Annotated in this window: 14 protein-coding genes; all 14 read right to left on the bottom strand. The window is 33.3% G+C overall.

Features of this window, described 5'->3' with window-relative positions:
* Positions 1-220, bottom strand: a 220-nt coding sequence (locus QZ260_RS11390; RefSeq protein ID WP_295986314.1) for a Gfo/Idh/MocA family oxidoreductase, incomplete at its 3' end; no start/stop codon positions are given.
* Positions 213-1,925, bottom strand: a complete 1,713-nt coding sequence (locus QZ260_RS11385; RefSeq protein ID WP_295986311.1) for a sodium:solute symporter — start codon at positions 1,923-1,925, stop codon at positions 213-215. The genes QZ260_RS11390 and QZ260_RS11385, both read right to left, overlap by 8 nt.
* Before the next feature lie 116 nt (positions 1,926-2,041).
* On the bottom strand, positions 2,042-4,567 hold the full coding sequence (locus QZ260_RS11380) for a PIG-L family deacetylase (protein ID WP_295986310.1): 2,526 nt from the start codon (positions 4,565-4,567) through the stop codon (positions 2,042-2,044).
* 218 nt (positions 4,568-4,785) lie between these two features.
* Positions 4,786-5,679, bottom strand: coding sequence for a hypothetical protein (locus QZ260_RS11375; protein WP_295986307.1), 894 nt, complete (start codon positions 5,677-5,679; stop codon positions 4,786-4,788).
* 744 nt (positions 5,680-6,423) lie between these two features.
* Complete coding sequence (locus tag QZ260_RS11370) at positions 6,424-7,524, bottom strand: response regulator (RefSeq protein WP_295986305.1); 1,101 nt, start codon at positions 7,522-7,524, stop codon at positions 6,424-6,426.
* Between the two features lies 1 nt (position 7,525).
* Positions 7,526-9,841 carry a PAS domain-containing protein gene (locus QZ260_RS11365; protein WP_295986303.1) on the bottom strand — a complete coding sequence of 772 codons (2,316 nt, stop codon included), beginning with the start codon at positions 9,839-9,841 and terminating at the stop codon, positions 7,526-7,528.
* A 797-nt stretch (positions 9,842-10,638) separates the two neighbouring features.
* Complete coding sequence (locus QZ260_RS11360) at positions 10,639-11,550, bottom strand: cysteine synthase family protein (protein WP_295986300.1); 912 nt, start codon at positions 11,548-11,550, stop codon at positions 10,639-10,641.
* Between the two features lie 186 nt (positions 11,551-11,736).
* Positions 11,737-12,930: a hypothetical protein gene (locus QZ260_RS11355; RefSeq protein WP_295986298.1), complete on the bottom strand. Its 1,194-nt coding sequence runs from the start codon at positions 12,928-12,930 to the stop codon at positions 11,737-11,739.
* A 26-nt stretch (positions 12,931-12,956) separates the two neighbouring features.
* A complete protein-coding gene (locus tag QZ260_RS11350) occupies positions 12,957-14,162 on the bottom strand; it encodes a hypothetical protein (RefSeq protein WP_295986296.1) in 1,206 nt (401 codons plus the stop codon).
* Between the two features lie 333 nt (positions 14,163-14,495).
* Complete coding sequence (locus QZ260_RS11345) at positions 14,496-14,837, bottom strand: cyclic nucleotide-binding domain-containing protein (RefSeq protein WP_295986293.1); 342 nt, start codon at positions 14,835-14,837, stop codon at positions 14,496-14,498.
* A 116-nt stretch (positions 14,838-14,953) separates the two neighbouring features.
* The gene (locus tag QZ260_RS11340; protein ID WP_295986291.1) at positions 14,954-15,706 is read right to left on the bottom strand and encodes an endonuclease/exonuclease/phosphatase family protein; all 753 of its coding nucleotides are present in this window, start codon (positions 15,704-15,706) and stop codon (positions 14,954-14,956) included.
* A gap of 121 nt (positions 15,707-15,827) precedes the next feature.
* Positions 15,828-17,180 carry an ADP-ribosylglycohydrolase family protein gene (locus QZ260_RS11335; RefSeq protein ID WP_295986289.1) on the bottom strand — a complete coding sequence of 451 codons (1,353 nt, stop codon included), beginning with the start codon at positions 17,178-17,180 and terminating at the stop codon, positions 15,828-15,830.
* Between the two features lie 120 nt (positions 17,181-17,300).
* Entirely contained in the window at positions 17,301-17,912 is a 612-nt protein-coding gene (locus tag QZ260_RS11330) for a hypothetical protein (RefSeq protein ID WP_295986287.1), read from the bottom strand.
* Between the two features lie 183 nt (positions 17,913-18,095).
* On the bottom strand, positions 18,096-18,893 hold the full coding sequence (locus tag QZ260_RS11325; protein ID WP_295986285.1) for a DUF3050 domain-containing protein: 798 nt from the start codon (positions 18,891-18,893) through the stop codon (positions 18,096-18,098).
* Positions 18,894-19,250: the final 357 nt, after the last annotated feature.

Raw genomic sequence — 19,250 nt, 5'->3', positions numbered from 1 at the left:
TAGCAATATAAACGGCATCAATATGTGGGTCTTTCGCCAATGCTTCGTAACTACTATATGCTTTTGTAGCGTTGTACTTTGAAGCAAATTCATTAGCCTTTTCTTGATTTCGTGAAGCAACGGCATATATCTTTGCATCTTTAATGGTGAGTAAATCTGTTGCAAATTTATGTGCGATATTGCCCAAGCCAATAATGCCCCAATTGATGGTTTTATGCATGTATTGTTTTGTTAATTGGAGTTATAAATTGCAGTAAACAGGCTATTGCAATAACAATGGCACAACCCACAAAATTCAACCATAAAAACGGTAGGTTGATGTACTCATATTCATCTAATAAATATAGTGCTATAACAGCTACTTGTGTTATTAAAGCCGCAACAAAAACAGCATTGCCTTTTATAAACTTAAAGAAGAATGCCAATAGAAAGATTCCTAAAACATTACCATAAAATATGGAACCAATAATATTAACTAGTTGAATTAAATTTTCCGCAAGATTTGCAACACAAGCAACACCTATAGCTATAAGTCCCCACAAAAACGTGAACCATCTAGAGGCTTTTACCATCTGTTCTTCTGTTTTTTCACTTGTATTTCGTTTATATAAATCCATCGTTGTTGTAGATCCCAAAGCGTTTAATTCACTAGCTGTACTAGACATTGCTGCGCTTAAAATAACTGCCAAAAGTAGTCCAATCAATCCACGTGGAAGATTATTCAAAATAAAGTGAATAAACACATAATCCTTATCGTTACTTTCAACTTTAATATTTTCACTTTTGGAAGCTTTATCTATCAAATTCCTGGCTTCTTGCCTAAGTTCATCGTTGGCAGCATTGGCGGCTGAAATGTATTTGGTTGCTTCAGGATTATTAGAATTAGTAAACGAATTAATAATATTCTGTTTATCTCTAAAAATTTGCTTTTGCTCTTCTTGAAGGGCTTTGTATTCATCAGCATATTCAGAATTTAAAACAACTTCTGTTGCCGTTGGATTAAAGTTTACTGGCGCTTCATTGAATTGATAAAACACAAAAACCATAACACCTACAAGTAAAATAAAGAATTGCATTGGCACTTTTAAGAGGCCATTAAAAATTAGACCAAGCTGCATTTCTTTAACTGACTTTCCAGAAAGATAACGTTGCACTTGACTTTGGTCTGTTCCAAAATAAGACAACATTAAAAAGGTACCGCCAATAATACCGCTCCAAAACGTATATCTATTATTTAAATTGAATGAAAAATCGAGGACTTCCATTTTGCCACTCGCACCAGCAATATCTAAAGCTTTAGAAAACGTAATATCTTGAGGTAGTTTGTCTACAATTAAAAAAAAAGCGATAAACATACCAATAAATATCACCACCATTTGATGTTTTTGAGTTACGTTTACAGCTCTTGTACCACCTGAAACGGTGTAAATAATAACTAGAAATCCAATAATAATATTAAGGGTTAATAAATCCCAACCTAAAACTACCGATAAAATAATGGCAGGTGCAAAAATGGTGATACCAGCAGCCAAACCACGCTGAATTAAAAATAGAATAGCAGCAAGTGTTCTTGTTTTTAAATCGAATCTGTTTTCTAAAAATTCGTAGGCGGTATATACTTTAAGACGATGGTATAATGGAATAAAAACCATACATATCACGATCATAGCAATTGGAAGGCCAAAGTAAAATTGCACAAATCCCATACCGTCATTATACGCTTGTCCAGGCGTAGATAAAAACGTTATGGCACTAGCTTGAGTAGCCATTACGGACAAACCAATGGTCCACCATTTTGAGGTGTTACCTCCTCTTAAATAATCTTTTACATTTTTACTACCTCGTGTTTGCCAAGTGCCATAAGCTACTATAGCTATAAGAGTTGCGCCAAGAACAGACCAGTCAATCCAACTTAATGTTTGCATAATTTAAAAGGATTTTGTGATCAAGTAAAACGCGATAATGTAAAGGGCGTTAGCTATTAAAACAATAGAGTATAGCTTAAGCCAAGGTTGTTTTGGTGGTTTGTCTTCTGTCATAACTAATCGGTTAGTTTTGAATTTTGATTTAGGTCGTCTTTGCCTAAAGATAGTATGTTCGCGAATAGGCGATAAGCACCAGAAACACCAGCTGGAAATTCTCTAAAAAAGCTTAAACCTGTATATGTGTAATACCCTTTGCCATGCTTTGCAACTAGTAAACTTCCGTCTTTCGCTGATTCACCCTTATCATTCATAGAAAGAATAGGCGTAAACTCTGGTCCCCAACTATTTGGGAAGTATAATCCTCGTTCTTGAGTCCAACCTTCAAAATCTTTTTGAGTGATTTTATTGGGGAAATTTAAAACTTCATGATTCGGATTTAAGAAACGAACTTCGGCATTTTCATCAGTGACTCTATCACGAGAAAGTTTTAGCTCATAAGGAGCTAGAGTGTCTACTTTTAATCTTCTGCTTGTGTTGTATTGCACTATCATATTGCCCCCTTCTGCAACAAAATCAAACAATTGCTGTTGTTTGAAATTTAGATCTTCAATAATGTTGTAAGCTCTAACGCCTAAAACTACCGCATCAAATCTGCTAAGGGTTTCAGGATTAATATCAGCTGGTTTCAATACACGAACATTATAACCAATCTGTTCTAAACTTTCTGGAACAACATCACCAGCACCTTGAATATAGGCAATATTTTCACCTCGTTTTTTAATATCTAAACGAACAATTTTACTCTCACTTGGCAGCGATACTGTTTGAAAAGGAATATGCTCATAGTCTATTTCAATTAATTCCTTAGTATAGTCTTTATCACCGATGTGAATAATTGGACTTATATAACCTTCACTTTGATTCTTCGGAGGAATAACTGTGTAAATAAGTATTTGTTCTTCACCTTTATGGGTAATAGATACTTTCTGACTTTTAGGAAAAACACTCCAATCCTTAGGATGGCGAAATTCTACATCGCCTTCCAAATTATCTCTACCTGCTTTTACTACCACAGTGATATCTCGTTGTTGATCGCTATCTAAAATGATAACATTTTCTGTGATTTTTGCTGAAGCTTCAGGTATGATTTCAAACGGACGGTATAATTCGCCTTTGTCTGGTTTTGAAAACCTTTGAACAACAGACTTGGTAAAAGTAAATGGCACATTATTAATTAAAACATTGAAATCAACATTTTGTGTTCTTGGTGTCTCAGGTAATCCAATAAGGTTTGAATCGTTTACCTTATACATGCCTAATGTCCCTTTTTCATTCAACCAATAAGGCGTCGTTGGTGGCTCATTAGCGCTAATTTTTAATACCTCTTTGAATATGAATCTTGTATTGTTTTCTAAATCAATATTTTTTGAAACCCCCAAAGCACCAGCATTCTTTATGCTTAACAGCGTCATTGGAAGCGAGCTTCTATTTAACACCTCAATATCCAAATTTATAGGTTCCCCTTGAGTTCCCCAATTAGATTCAGCAGAAGCCTCTAAATATAAACCAGCACACATTTGGATGATGCTTTTTAGTTCTTTTGATTTTTGATTTTTCCAGTGTTTATCTTCAATATTTTGAAGTAATTGATAGGCTTTAATTAATTGAGTGACATGAGAAGAAGGATTACTAAAATTGAAGTTCTCTTCAACGGCTTTTAATAGGACTCCGATAGTTTTTCCTCCTTTTACTCGGTTCCAAGATGTATCTATACCCGCAAAAATAGTTGCGTTTTCAGAAAGTGGTTCGCCTTTTAAAAACTCAATATATTCTTGTTGTGTTCCTCTTTGGGAAAGGCGTCCAAAACCTTGACTTAAATGTTGGCTACTGGCTAAAGACGCTAATTCGTTATTGCTGATACCTTTTTGCTGATAATACGTGCCAATATCAAAACTAAGCATATTGCTTTTGTCAACTTTATCAAATTTTTCTCGACTACCATATCGCCACCAACTTGTGTTATAAAACAAACGATGGGGTTGCCACAAAGCAGTCTGTTTTAGTTGCCCAGGATACGCTAATTTATTGTTAGCAAGTTCAAAAGCTTCCATACTCAACATAGCAGAACTTGTATGGTGGCCGTGCGTTCTTCCTGGTGTTCTGTGGTCAAACCTGTTAATTATAACGTCTGGTTTAAATGTTCTAATAGCTAAAACCACGTCACTTAGCACTTGGTCTTTGTCCCAAATCTCTAAAGTTTCGTCTGGGTGTTTAGAATAGCCAAAATCGTTTGCTCTAGTGAATAATTGTTCACCACCATCCACACGTCTTGCGGCTAATAATTCTTGTGTTCTAATCACTCCTAAAAGTTCTCTGATTTCTGGTCCGATTAGATTTTGCCCACCATCACCTCTTGTTAAAGACAAATATGCAGTTCTTGCTTTAAGGTGATTAGACATGTATGATATTAAACGTGTATTTTCATCATCTGGATGTGCTGCAACATACAGTACAGAGCCTAGGAAATTAAGTTTTTGAATAGATTGGTAAATCTCTGATGATGAAGGTGTTTTTGGTTTTTGGGCTTGTGAAATAGATACTGTTAAAAGCCCTATAAATAAGTAAAATAAATGTTTCTGCATGTTTTTTATTTAGCTAAAATCAAATATAAAAAACAAACCAGCGATTACGCTGGTTTTAGTTTTTATTTAACGCTTAGTTATAATGTGAATTGAATTTTATTTTTATTTGTTTAACGGTCTTGTATAATATTAGTTGCGTGTTTTAATCACTAAATTCAGCAAATAAATTACAGATAGAAAGTCCGCTAGGACTTTCGTAAATAGGCTAAAACCAGCAATTAATTTTTTACGTTGTTAGGCAAAGTATTTTTTTCATATTTATTATGGATTATTATTATTGCTAATCCAAACAGGATAGCTGCTACAATTAAAATTGTACTTATTAACCCGCTTACTCCGAATGACATACGGATTAAAATTGTTGAAACTATAAAACCAGAATTTCTTATTATTTTGTGAAATTTATCTGTGTAAAAAAAGGAAATTAACAGAAGAACGACGTCCACTAATATCAGAACGGTGAAAAATTCGTCAAAGAATAAATTATTAACCGTTTCAAAACTCGGCAACTCGTTTGAAGTAAAGGAAATATCTGATGTCCAATTAAAAAGTGTAACCAAAGCCATCGTAAAAAATATTGGAACTAAAACAACGGCAATTATTTTCTTTCTATTAATGAATCTTTCAATTTTTAATTTATTGTCCTTTTGTTGCGTTGATTTTTGCATTCCTTGTTTTTGAAACTGAAAAATCAGATAGAAAAGAATAACTGAAGCCAAGATATCGTAGGTAAATTGCAAATCTCCTTTTATTTCAAACCAATCTGATGACAGTTCAAGAGCAGATAAATCTTTAAATAATTTTCGGATAATTATAAGTGTTATAATTTCATACTGTTTAGTTATGTAGGTGGTAAATGATTTTGGTAAGTAATAGATTAATAAGTAAACTTCATAAACAAGTATAAATGAGAATGGGGTGTAAATTGCCGATATCGGATTTTTAAATAATTCCGATTCTAAAGACAAATTTACTATACCAAATTTTGATAAGTAAATTAAAATTAAGTGAATAAAAAAGCCAAATAACGCAACATATAGTATTGTTTTTTCAATCCGCTGTTTGGCGTATTCAGATAGAAAAATTCGGTAAAGTTTATTTAATAAATTCATATTCTATTAAGTCTGATATATTTCGCCTAACGTATTTGTATATGGTTAGTTGCGTAGTTTAGCATCTAATTTAGTAAACAAAAACGAACCAGAGAAGATTCCGAAGGAATTTTTCAAATAGGCAACTACCAAAGCAATGAATTATACACGGTCTTGTGCTTTCGTTATTTATTTTATAATTCTGTATCTATCTTTTCAATTACTTTAGTTGTAAGCTCGTTTTGAACCAATAGTCTGTCTAGGAGAGCTTCTTTTCTATTATGATTAGACCAGATACTATTCCTAAATTGCGAAGAATTAATAAATTCTCTTAAGGTTAAAACAGACATTTTTTATTTACGAGTATTTGATAAACGTTTATTATCTAGAAACTGTTAATCGTAATAAATTATTTAGAATTCGAAGATAGTTTGCTTATTAACAAATATTTGTTTGACAGAATTATCATTAAATGTGGTTTTTTCAAAACTCCCAAAACTTGTTTGTAATACTAAAACCAATAGATTTTATATAGGTATCTAATTCTTGAGGAAAAACAATCTCATGTCCAAATTCTGAATAGAAGTAAATTCTACAATTTTATAAATATAATGTATGTTTTTTAATTCTAATGTGCTACAAAAAGTAAATATGGTATTTTAAAACACGTCAAATTCAACTCACTTAAAATGGTATTTGCTGCCGCAATATTTGGTTCTGGTATTAATTTTAGAATACACAATGTCTATTGTTACCCCACGGTTTTTATTCAGCTAGCAAAAAGGATAATTTAACATGGCTTCCTTTGGATTTGTTATTGGTTATATTCAACTCTCCTTCATAGAAGTTTATTAGTTTTTTACTGATGATTAATCCAAGTCCTAAACCTTGTTGCTCCATCTTTTCTCGGTTAAATTGAGTGAAGGCATCAATTTCGTTTAGTTTGAATTCACCAAATCCTAAACCTTCATCAATAACTGCAATATGTAAATGAGAATCGTCTAATTCTACCTCTACTATAACCTTGTCGCCCTTATCAGAAAACTTGAAAGCATTGTCTAGAATATTAGCAATAATGACCTCAAAATGAAAGGAACTTATTTTGATGTCAAAATGATCAATATGTAACTCAAGGTCAGACTCCCGATTAAATTTTTGGGATATATTAACACATTGTTCGTTTAACTCACATTCACCTTTTTTCGTAATTTCTTTTCGTAATAAAGCTTTTTTCACATCATTATTGAGTAGTAGTTCAATTTCGGTATAATAAATAAACTTTTGAACAGTGCTTAATAGTCGGTGACCAGATTCAAAAATTCCTTTTGAAAAATCTATAACTTCTTTTTGACTTATCTCCATTTCTGGGTCTTTCATTAAGCTAGAGAGTCCTATAATACCGTTAAGAGGAGTAAGTAATTCGTGAGGGATAGCAAAGCTAATATTGTGCTGTAAGGCTCTAAATTTAATACTTTCGGATTCTTTTCTTTTTTTATGACTGTACAAACGACTCTTTATTGATTTGATTAACAAATCAATATCAAAGGGTTTGGTAATATAATCGTCTACTCCCGATATCATTCCTTCTCGTCTATTTTCAGTTGTAGATTTTGCTGTTAAGAAAATAAAAGGTGTGGTGCTTAGTTGTTTGATATTTTTGATTGCATCTAGCACCTGATAACCATCTTTTTCGGGCATCATAATGTCACATAATATAAGATCAGGAATATTTGCTTTGGCTAAATCGATCCCTTCTTGCCCATTTTTTGCAGTAATTGGATGCATGCCCTCAAAAGTTAAAATCTCCTTGAGTTCTTCACGAATACTTTCAGTATCTTCAATAACTAATATTTTACATTTTTTCATTTTAATCTATATTATAAGGTAAAATTATCTTGAATTTTGATCCTTTACCAAGGTTACTTTCAACTTCTATTTTTCCATTGTGCAAGTCAACGGCTTGTTGTAAAACAGATAACCCCAATCCTGTACCCGGAATATTTTGTGCATTCGACCCGCGGTGAAAAGGTTCAAACAGCTTTTTAATGTCTTGTTTTGAAATTCCAATACCATAATCTTGAAAACTAAAAGAAATGTTGCTTTGATTTTGATGTATGCTTATTTTAATTGGCGTATTTTTATTTGAATACTTTTCCGCATTACTAATAAGATTAATAATTATGTGTTTAATCCATTTTTTATCAACATTTATCATGATAATAGAGTTTGGGATATCATAAATTAGTTGTCTGTTTGTGGTGTCACTGAACTGGTATTCAGTTATAATCTGTCGTATTAAAAAAACAATATCTTCAATATCAGGATTAAAGGCTAATTTTTGAGCCTCAGATTTCCCTATAATTAAGATATCGTCGAGCATGATGGTCATGTCATCTACTTCTTTTTTAATTTTCTCCAGACGCGCGTTTATACTTTCCTGAGACAATTTATTAGAATACCTTAAAATAATATCTGAGATTGCTTTAATAGACGTAAGTGGCGTTCTAAATTCATGCGATGCCATCGAAACAAAACTGGTTTTAAGCTGGCCCAATTCCTTTTCACGTTCCAAGGATTCTTGAAGTTCTTGCGTACGGTATTCTACTTTCGATTCTAAGTTTTTTTTGTATTCGTTAAGAATGGTAATATCTTGTCCTACACCCAGCATACCAATAATTTTACCATCTGAATTACGACGCGTAGATGAGTTTAATAATATCATTATACGCTTTCCATCTTTGGCATATAGCGGAAACTCAAAGTTTGCAGTTTCTACTCCACGTTGAGCGTTATCTAGTACTTTTTTTACACTTTTTTGATAGTTTGAATTGATATACGTTGCTACTAAATCTTCACCCAGTACTTCCTCTTTTGTGAAGCCGGTAATCTTTTCTGATGACTGATTCCATTCGTTGACCATCCCATTACTATCAATACCAAAAATAGGAGCATTGGCGGTTTCAATAAACTGGCGCAATTCTTTTGCAATAGCATCTGATACAGTTCGCAATTCGTCCATTTTCGAAATGTCCTGTCCTACACCAAGCATACCAACAATTTCACCATTTACATTTCTACGTGTAGATGAGTTGAGTAAAATCATTACACGATTACCATCTTTGGAAAAAATTGGAAACTCAAAGTTTGCAGTTTCTTCTCCCTTTAGGGCGTTATCTAGTACTTTTTTTACTTTGGTTTGATACGCTGAAGTGATGTACCTCTTTACCAAATCCTGACCTAGTACTTCCTTTTTTGTAAAGCCGGTAATCTTTTCTGATGTCTGATTCCATTCGTTGACCATCCCTTCACTATCGATGCCGAAAATAGGAGCATTCGCAGTTTCAATAAACTGGCGCAATTCATTAGCAATAGATTCTGTTTCGATACGGGTTTTTTTTAGCTCTTTTTTAAAGGCAATTTCTTTGATAGCAATGGCTTCTGCTTCTTTTTGGCTTTTGTTGATAGCAATATCTAATTTGATTGCTTTTGTTTTATTCTGATGGTTTTCAAATTCAAGTTTTACGATTTCGGCAGATAATTTGTCTACAATTTTTTTCTGCTGTTGATTCTGAGAGTCATATTCTTTTTTAGCAATGACTAATTCATTTGCTTGTTTTTGTTTTTCTAGGTTCTGAACTTCAAGTTCTTTGTTTATAGTGGCTAGATCTTCAATTGCTTTTACTTGAGAAATTTTGAAAGATAGTATAGATGCTATCGATTTAAATATTTTCAAATCATGATCTGAAAAGTAATCTTTATTTGGATGCTCAGAATCGATAATTCCAATCACATGGTCATCTGAAAAAATAGGTACGGTCATCTCCGAATGACGTAATTCGTCATCAACTAAATATCTTGGATCTTTTGAAGTGTCTCTAACAATCTCGCTTACGCCTGTTAGGGCAACGTGACCACAAATACCTTCACCTATTTTCAGTTTAATAGGATTCACAATATGACGTGAACTGGGGTTTTTATTTCCGTGAGCTGCAATTTGAACAAGTTCTTTATCATCATTGATCAAGTAAATAATACAATCAATGTATCCCAACTCCCCAACGGCGTGCTTCGCAACAATCCAAGCAGCCTCATGCGCCGAATCAGTCCGCATTAGTAGAGAACCTAACGAATTGATTGTTTCCAAATAGTGCGCCGTTCTCTCATTTCGTGATTTCCCCCTCATTTGATATTATTAATTTGTTATAACACTATTTATCTTTAAAGTTATGAAAATATATTTTAAGGATTTATTTAAAAGGATTATTGATAATTTCGGATATTTTATTTAAGCTTTTTTGCCTAATTTTGAAGCTGTTGTTTATTTAATGATTTCTTCAATAATTATTTGTAATTCTTTACGATTATTACCAGCAGACTTTACCACAGATAAATAATCATCTATAATATTTTCGATCTGTATGTCCTCAAATATATATAGTTTGTCAATATCTAATAGTGTTTTGGTACTGTTATCCCGTAAAGATAATTTTTGATTCTTGTAAAGCCAACAAGATGTCTTGGGTTGTTTTTGTTTTTTTTAGTTTCAGTAAATAGTAACGTTTTAATCTTTAAAATCTTTAAAATCTGAATTGCTGCTGCACTAATTTTAGCTCCTTATTCCAGTTATTAATACGCAACGCTATCAATATTCCAATTACCGCCAATAGAATCTCACCAATAGCATAAATCAAATATTTACTAAATTTATTTTCAGTCAGTAGTTTTTGTCTAATTTTTCTAAAGAATTTTATCATTGGTTAGCGGTTTATGATAATGAAGCACAACGATTTGTGTATGAAACGTAGCATGTAAAAAGACGCTAACTTTTCGGATAAACACAGAGTCGAATTTTTATATTTTGTTTTTAACTTATCAATTTTAAAAGCCAAATTTAAAAATTTGGCAGTCTTTTCAAATAAGCAAAATCCTCTCGGAAAGCCCTTATTAGCTATGTTTTATACACGTTGTTGTACGTAGTTTTTATTTATACAAATCTCCGCTTAAGTATTTCAATCCTGAATCACAAATAACAGTTACAATTGTTTTTCCTTTCCCAATTATTTTCGCTCTTTGTAAAGCAGCCCAAACGTTGGAGCCAGATGTAGTTCCGCCAAAAACGCCTTCAATTCTTGCTAATTTCCTAGCTGTTTCATATGCATCTTCATCTTTTACAGAAATTATTTCATCTGCTAAATCCAAGCGACAAATTTCTGGAATAAATCCAGCTCCCATTCCATCAAGTCTATGTGTTCCTGACGTATCTCCACCAGATAATGTTCTTACATTAAAAGGTTCGATAGGAATACATCTAATTCCAGAGATTTCTTTTTTGAATATTTCAGCGTTTCCGGAAAAACATCCTCCAGTACCTACACCAGCTATAAATTCATCAATATCATTTCCCAAAACATCCATTATTTCGTAAGCCATTTTATGGTAAGCATTACGATTGTCTATGTTTTTAAATTGGTCAGTATAAAACGTATTTGGTTGTTTTGCAATTTCTCGAACTCTTTCCAGTGCTTTATCAATAATCCTAGCTGTTATTTTTCCATTTTCGCTTGGAATCAGTTCAAGTTCTGCTCCAAATGCTCTCATAGTTTGCAATTTTTCCTCAGCAAAAGCATCTGAAGAAACAAAATGTGCTTTATAACCTTTTGCAGAACATATCATTGCCAAAGAACTTCCAGTACTTCCACCTGTATAGTCAACTACAGTTCCGCCGGGTTTTAATTCGCCCCTTTTTTCAGCACCTTCAATCATAGCAAGTGCCATTCTATCTTTCATACTTCCGGTAGGATTTGCTCCCTCAATTTTTACATAAATATCTGCAGAATTAAAATCAGTAAGGTGTCTTAGTTTTACAAGTGGTGTATTTCCTATTCCTTCCATTTTAGTTTTCTCAAATTGCGTACAACGTGTTTGTGGGCGATTTCGTTGCGTGTTTAAGCACCTAAATTAGCAAATACAAACGGAATAGAAAATTCGAAAGGATTTTCGAAGGTAGGCTTGCACTAGCAATTAAATTTATACGGTGTTTGCGGCAGTTTTGTTCTTATTATTTTCTTGTGTCACATATCAAAAAGGTGCCGTATTTGAAGCCAGTACTCTATCAATGAAATTATCGACCAAATCATTAGCAGGACCTTCTTTATTAGTCGGAACATGACCTGTATTTGGTAAGAAATGCAATTCATGAGGTGAACTAGGTTGTTCTTTAATGGCTTGGTTTAATCCACTCATCAAATATTCAGCGTTGTTGTCAAACCCTTCATCAATGGATTCTTGTACTGGATTTAGGTTTGCAGCCAAAGCAGGGTCTGAAAGCCCAGCTATCCATAATCCGGGTGATGCTCTAAAATCATTAGTGTTGATTTGAGCTTTAGGGTGAACTTGATTTTCGAGATTGGCAAAGTAACCAACTTTTTCTTGAATTCCTTCTGGTCTCCATGACGCATCATAATTAAGTTGGCCTGTTTCCAAATAGGCATCAAATATTGCATCAGATGTTTCAACTAAAGCTCCAGAATCACCAATTAGTCCAGTTACTGGTCGTCCTTCTTGTTGGTAGCTTAATGTTGCGGACCAAGCACCTATTGAACCAGCACTGGTGCCATGAAGCCAAGCATGTGTAGTTGGATAGTTGGCAGCTGTATAATCAATTGCAGCCATTGTTGCTTGTAATCCGTTTACTTGCGCATTGGGATTAGCTGGATTATTGGGATAAATTGTTCCTAATCCAGAATACCAATCATGATCGCTATAAGATACTACGAGTATTCGATAACCTTCCTGTATTCGTCTTTTTAATGTGTTATCTATTAATTGGCCATTTTGAATGGTTCGAACAGTGATATTCTGCCAGAGGTCATCAAATGATTCTTCATGATTCCAGCTATTCTCATCTTGAGTTTTATACGATTGATATGCTCCTAGTTCATCGAAATAACCTTGTGCCCCACCATGCAGCCAAACCCAAAGTGGTGCAGAAACGTTAGGGTCGTTATTGGGGTTTATGACCATAAAAGTGTAGTGCTCAGGGTTGGCTTCAGTGGACAATCCTGCTTCATAGGCTTCATTTCTATAAAATTCTAAGTTTATATTAAAGTTTTCATCCTCGACAGTCATCTCATCGACTAGTGCAATTTGTGTTATCGTTCTACTTACCGTTGGTGGAACAAATAAATTAGGGTCGGTTGGTTGAATGTCATCCTTTTTGCATGATGTAAAAAGGAATAGCCCCACCATTGTGTAATAAATTAGATTTTTCATTCTAGATTTGTTTCTTGACTAAGATTTTAATTAAAAGGATTGGGCGGGTTGGTAGCTAAAATTTCACTTATGAATTCATCAACAAAATCATTGGCGGGGCTATCGTAATTAGTTGGAACATGACCAAAACCTGTGGTTACGCGAACTTTGTGCACACTGTTTGGTTGCGTCGCAACTGCTTGTCTAAAACCATCATGTACCCAATCACAGTTATCTAAGCCAACCGAATGGGCTTCATCAATTCGAGCTAGTCCACCTCCACATCCTGGATCTAAATTGCCATAAATATCTAACGAGGGTATATCATATCCGTTATCTATTACATACTCAATTCCTGGGAATCTATCAGGGTCAGCTGCCCATCCAACTTTTTTAGAAAATTCTTCAGCGATAAAATCTGCTCCAAATGGGAATCCACTAACACCGGCTAACAACGGATTTAAAATATCAGTTCTAGTTGAAGCCAAATGAGAATCCATAATAATACCATTAAGTTTAATCCCTTCTAAATTGTATGCATAAGCCAAAATAAAAGCACCAATAGATCCAGCACTGGTGCCATGAGCAAATACGTGAGTTGTAGGATAATTTGAAACAGTATAATCAATAGCAGCCATATTGGCCTGCAAACCATTTACTTCCCCTCCATTCGGATTGTTTGGGTAAGGGGTTCCCATACCTGAATGAAGGTCATGATCACTCATAGAAACAATTAATACGCGATAACCTTCCTCAATTCTTCTTGTGAGCGTACTACTTTCAATTTGTCCACTGTTAGTATGAGTATTGTGAATGAGTTGACCGTCTCTTAGGTCTTCTATTGTCTTTTCTGTATTGTGATTGTTCGGATTGTGAGGTGAACCATTAACTGGACTTACTCCAATGATATACTGTTCATTTTCATTAAAATAACCAGCACCACCCCCATGAAGATATACCCATAGCGGAGCTTCGGCTCCAGGGTTATTGACAGGTTCAACTACGAGGAAGGTATAGTTACCTGAAAAACCACAGGTATAAGCAGTGTTTCGATAAAAATCTAACTCCACAGAATTTGATTGGAAACTTAGATTGTCCTCTTCAGCTAAAGTAATGTTACTTGTTGTTCGGGTCAAAGGTGCCCAACTGTGGTCAACAGTATTTTTAGGTAGCTCAATTTCAACTGATTCATCTTTTGAACAAGAACCGAAGATGGTAAGAAGTATTACAAGTATGCATATATATCTATTCATGGCACTTACCTTTAAAGTAATAATTAGGCTTAAATAATATGCGTTCGAAGTTAATTACCTAAAAACTGTATTTCATTCACCTATGTTAATAGGAATGATTTATTTAAGATTTTTTCGAATTCGACTTAAAGATTGGGGCTTGATATTTAGGTAAGAAGCAATAAGGTAATGAGGAATTTTATCTAATAAATCAGGTATGTTTTTGATTAATTCAAGATACCTTTCTTCTGCAGTTGCACTATGTAGATTATAAATTCTATTTAGAGTTTGGACATATGCTTCCTGAATGTTCAAGCGAAAGAACTTTTCATAAACAGGATGATTTTTGGTTATTTAATCAAATGTTTCATGATTTATCATCAGCAATTCAGTAGGTTGGCAAGTTTGAATATTGAATCTTGTTCTTACATCTGAAAAAAAACTGTATAAATCACCAAGCCATAAACCAGTCCCCCGAATTTGGATTACATGTTCTTCTCCATCCTCTTCGACTATGTAATTTATCATTAGTCCATCGTTAATAAATGGTAAGTATTTAACCACTTCGCCTTCTCTAAATAAAAACTCTTTTTTGCCTAATTTTTTGTGGATTAGCCGGCCTTCTAAATCTAGATATACATCAATAGGTAAGTCTATATGTCTATTAAATGCTTTATAGAGATTTGGATATTTCATTTCTTAAAAGTTCAAGTATTATACATTTATCAGATTTGAATCGTTGTTGTAATTACCGCTAACGGTCAGTATAAAATGCGTTTTAATGCAATTTATATATTGTTGGCAATAGTATTTCAGATCTCTATTATTATTGGAAAATGGTCAGACAGGTTTAGATTGTTCTTTCTTCTGTCATCAATGCATCGATAACTTTTTACATCTATATTCTTTGTAAATATGTAATCTATTTTTTTTGTAGCAGCTTTCATTGTGTTGAACCTATTGAACGTACCAATGGGACCATATACAGAAGCACTTTTTATTTTGTAACTATTATTAAACTCCTGCTCGAGCAACTTAATAGGTGATTCCGAAGGGAGACAATTGAGATCACCCATTAATACAATTTTCTTATCTGCCAACTGATTCTTATTTATATAATCTACTATTAATTCTGCTGACTTCAAACGTGCATTTTCACCCTTATGATCAAAGTGGGTGTTAAAAATATGAACAATTTGATTTGATTTTTTGGTTTTGAATTTTCCATACACAACAATTCTTTTAAAATCAGCATCCCAACCTTTAGAGATTTTTTGAGGAGTCTCAGACAGCCAAAATACCTCTTGTCCTAATAGTTGATACTTATCACTGTTGTAGAAAAGAGGAACACCTTCACTATTAGTACCCAAACCATCTCTGCCGTATCCAATATAATTGTATTTGTCTAGATTATTAGCAACGAATTTTAACTGATTGGGCATAGCTTCTTGTATCCCTATAAAATCTGGACTGTAGTATTTTAGTAATTCCACGACTTCATCCTTTCTTAGTTCCCACCAATTATCACCATCATTTGGAGTGTCATACCTGATATTGTACGACATAATTTTAGTTTGAGAAAAGCTGCTCGAGAAACCTAAAAATAAGCTTATAAAGACTAATATGAGTTTAAAATATTTCATTTTATTAAATTACTTGTAAAGCACCTTTATACATTCGTTTTATTCATTTCTTGTCACTCTGAGGGATATTCCAAATGTTTTTTTCTATATCAATTGTTCCGCCTAACTCTTCTTTAACTAATCTATCTATTATAATCAATCCTTTTTTAGCCATATTTTCAAATGAATCTATGCCATCATTGGGGAAATTTTGTCTAGTTCTGTGTATATTAAATTGATTGGAGAATTTTCTACCGAAAATTTCTTCTACACCATTTTTTCCAATCATAAAACCAATCAATCCTCCCCAAGTTGCAGTTGGGTTATCCGAATCCCATCCTGCAAGTGATCCAATTTTTATAGTTTCCTTTAAATTTCCTTCTCCATAGAATAAGCTTATCAAACTTGATGCAAAGTTTATTCCTGCTGCAAAGCAGCCATTGCAGTATAATTTTTTTGAGGTGATATCATATCCTGCTTCCTGCTTCACTTGATATTTATAGTAAATAGAATCTCTCGTTTTCTCCCAAGTGATACCCGATTCATACAATTTCTGAGTGTAGTTAAACATATCGGCGGCATATGAACTATCAGGGAGAATGTTACTTGCCTTATTTGCCATCCAAAATATTTGCTGACTCAAGTTTCTGCTAACATCTGTTTTTGAAGCCAAAGCATGCATTGTTACATAAAACTTTGAAATATATTCAGCTTCATCTCGAGCAGTGGTTTGAATGGGTAAATGGGCAATCTTTAATGCTACATCTGGTCTGGTAGGCGAGAATAATCCAAATATCTCTGTAGTTAATTGGGCATCGATCATTTCATAATGCTCGTTGTTATTGGGATTTCCAGTTTCAGGAGGAAGCATGCCTTGATTCATTAAATCAAATGCTTTTTGATTGGAGACCCATAAAAAATTTTCCTCCTCATGTTTCATGTGATTTAACCAGCCATTACGTATTTGTTGCGGAGATAAAATACTAGTCTCGTTTGTGTAAAGAAGATGCTGGTACATATATTCTATATCCGTATCATCATCTGAGCCCCAAATTTCATTTGTGTCTTTAAAAACAAAATCTATGGTAGAGGATAAGTTACTCGGGATACCTTCTCCCCATATACTGGGTTGATCAGGTTTTCCCCAGTCCTCTCTTGTATAAAAATCTCCCGTTTTAATTTCTCCGATATTGCCGATTTTATCCATCTCTGTAACCAGTCCAGTCCAATTAGCAATAGATTGTCCCAGCCAAAAACCATATAATTGATCTTTATACTTATCACGTGAGATACTAATAGATGCTTTCCTTTCTTGGATAGAGCTGATTTTCTTTGTTTTAGTATCCTTCTTTTTGGTTTCTGTGTTGCAAGAGGACAACACAATCAAGGAAAATATTATTAAAATATTGAATTTCATAATTACTGCCAACGTTTTTGTATATGGTTTGTTGCATGTTTTAAGCACCTAATTTAGCAAATACAAACCAAATAGAAAATCCGCGAGGGCTTTCGGAAGTAGGCTAGAACTGGCAATAAATTATATACTTTGTTGTGTACAGTATTTTTCCTTCAAATTATTATTTATATTTTCTAAATCAAAATCTTCATCTAAATACTTATTTAACGAGACTTTCCTATCCTCAAATAAATATTGTGTTATTTTTCTAAACTTAAAATATTTAAAAGAGGCAGATTCTGAGTTAACTTCATCATTACAAATGTCTGTCAATCCTTTTTTTTCGTCAAAAGAACTTTCATTTGCAATAAAATCGCAATATCCTTCATTTTTCCATAAAGGAAGTAATTTATATTTTAATAATCCCAGTTCATTCCTTAGAAGAGAATGAACAGTTTCATGCGCAATAACTCCACTTAATGAATACTTGTTGTTTTCGTCTCCATTTCTTAAGATATAGTTTCCTGAAATAGATGACTTTGTCAAGAAAATATTTTGAGAGATAGGGTTGTTTATGCCATATGCTTTTCTTGATATCGGTGCAAAAAAAGTAAACTCATTATAACTACTACAAATAAAAATATCTTGGGTTATTCCAATTTTAAATAGTTCGGTACCTTTTAGTAATTTTTCCGATTTGTCTAGAACTAACTTTAATTCGTTTATATTGATATCATTGGAATGATAATACACAGAAAAGTTCTTGTATTCTAATTTATTTGCGAAGAGAAATACAGGAAAAAATGTTATTATAAGATATGAACAACCTATACCTGTTAAAATCCAGTTAAATATTTTCTTTGTTTTTTTTATAGTGATTGGATCATATTGCACACGGAACGTCCAGTATATGGTGTCGCAGCATCCCGCAGGGTGCTACGCACTATACACATTGTTATGTGCTGTTTTTTCTTTTTGTATTAAATCACTAATTGCATCCCATAGCGAAATTCTTTTCTCTAAAGATTTCTTTGCAACTGCCAAGCTTTCACTCCACTTATGATCATCATTTCCACATAACTCAGAAATCATTTTAAGAGATAACGGACCGTGCTCATCCCCATCTAATTCTATATGTCTTTCAAGATAATATGTCAACTTGCTATATGACTTGTTTTCAGAATCAGCACTTTTGAGTATTTCAATAAACATATCAGGAATTACATCTTCTCGTCCAAATGTAAATGCAGAAGCAACAAGATGTGCCTTATTCGTCTCAATGATTGAAAATGAAAATGTAACAAAATCAGCAACTCTTTTGTCAATATTAACTTCGTTCAATGAATATTCAACGGTATTGTCAGATTCAAGAAGATTAATAAATTTATTAATCTCAGTTGTATTTGCTTTTGCTTGTCTCATTGCATCTAAATACATTTCAAAATGACTTTTAGGTTCTCCTAATTCATTAATATCACTTTCTTCCCCGTGAACTATTTCATTTATGAATCTCGAAAGTGTTGCGTTTTTAGATGGTATCCAAGGTGTTTGAACATTTGTGAGTTTTATTTGAAGAGATTTCAAAAGTGACATAAAGTCCCAAACAGCAAATACGTGATTCTCCATAAAAACTTTAATGTCATCTACATTCTTTAGGTTTTCATAAAGTTTATGATTTTGCAATTGATTTCTTAACTCGGAAATCTCGTTTTCTATATTTTGTATTCTATTCATACAGCTTTTAATGCTTGCATATAACGGTTGGTGTATGGAAAGTTGCGTAGTTTGAGTGCGAGGATTTTCCGAAGGAAAATCAGAAGCTAGCAAACAAAGCAACTCCCAAAATTATTGGTATAAAAGTAGCGATTTTTTATACACATTGTTAGGGCACGTTTAATATTTTCTTACTTTTTTTAAATACAAGAATATGAAATATAATTTTGCGCAAATATTGCGTTTAGATTGGAGAGCGTTAGCTTTTCTATTCTTTTATATAAGTTTAGATATGCCTTTTGGAAGGTCAGTCGTATGCAACAGTTGCGCTTTGCTATAGTCAGAAATCAGTTGAGTGAGCAATGTGCGCTAACGTCT

The organism is uncultured Algibacter sp. (genome assembly GCF_905480415.1).
Taxonomy (GTDB): domain Bacteria; phylum Bacteroidota; class Bacteroidia; order Flavobacteriales; family Flavobacteriaceae; genus Algibacter_B.
The sequence above is the reverse complement of the archived record's forward strand: the minus strand, read 5'-3'. Positions and strand labels throughout refer to the sequence as shown.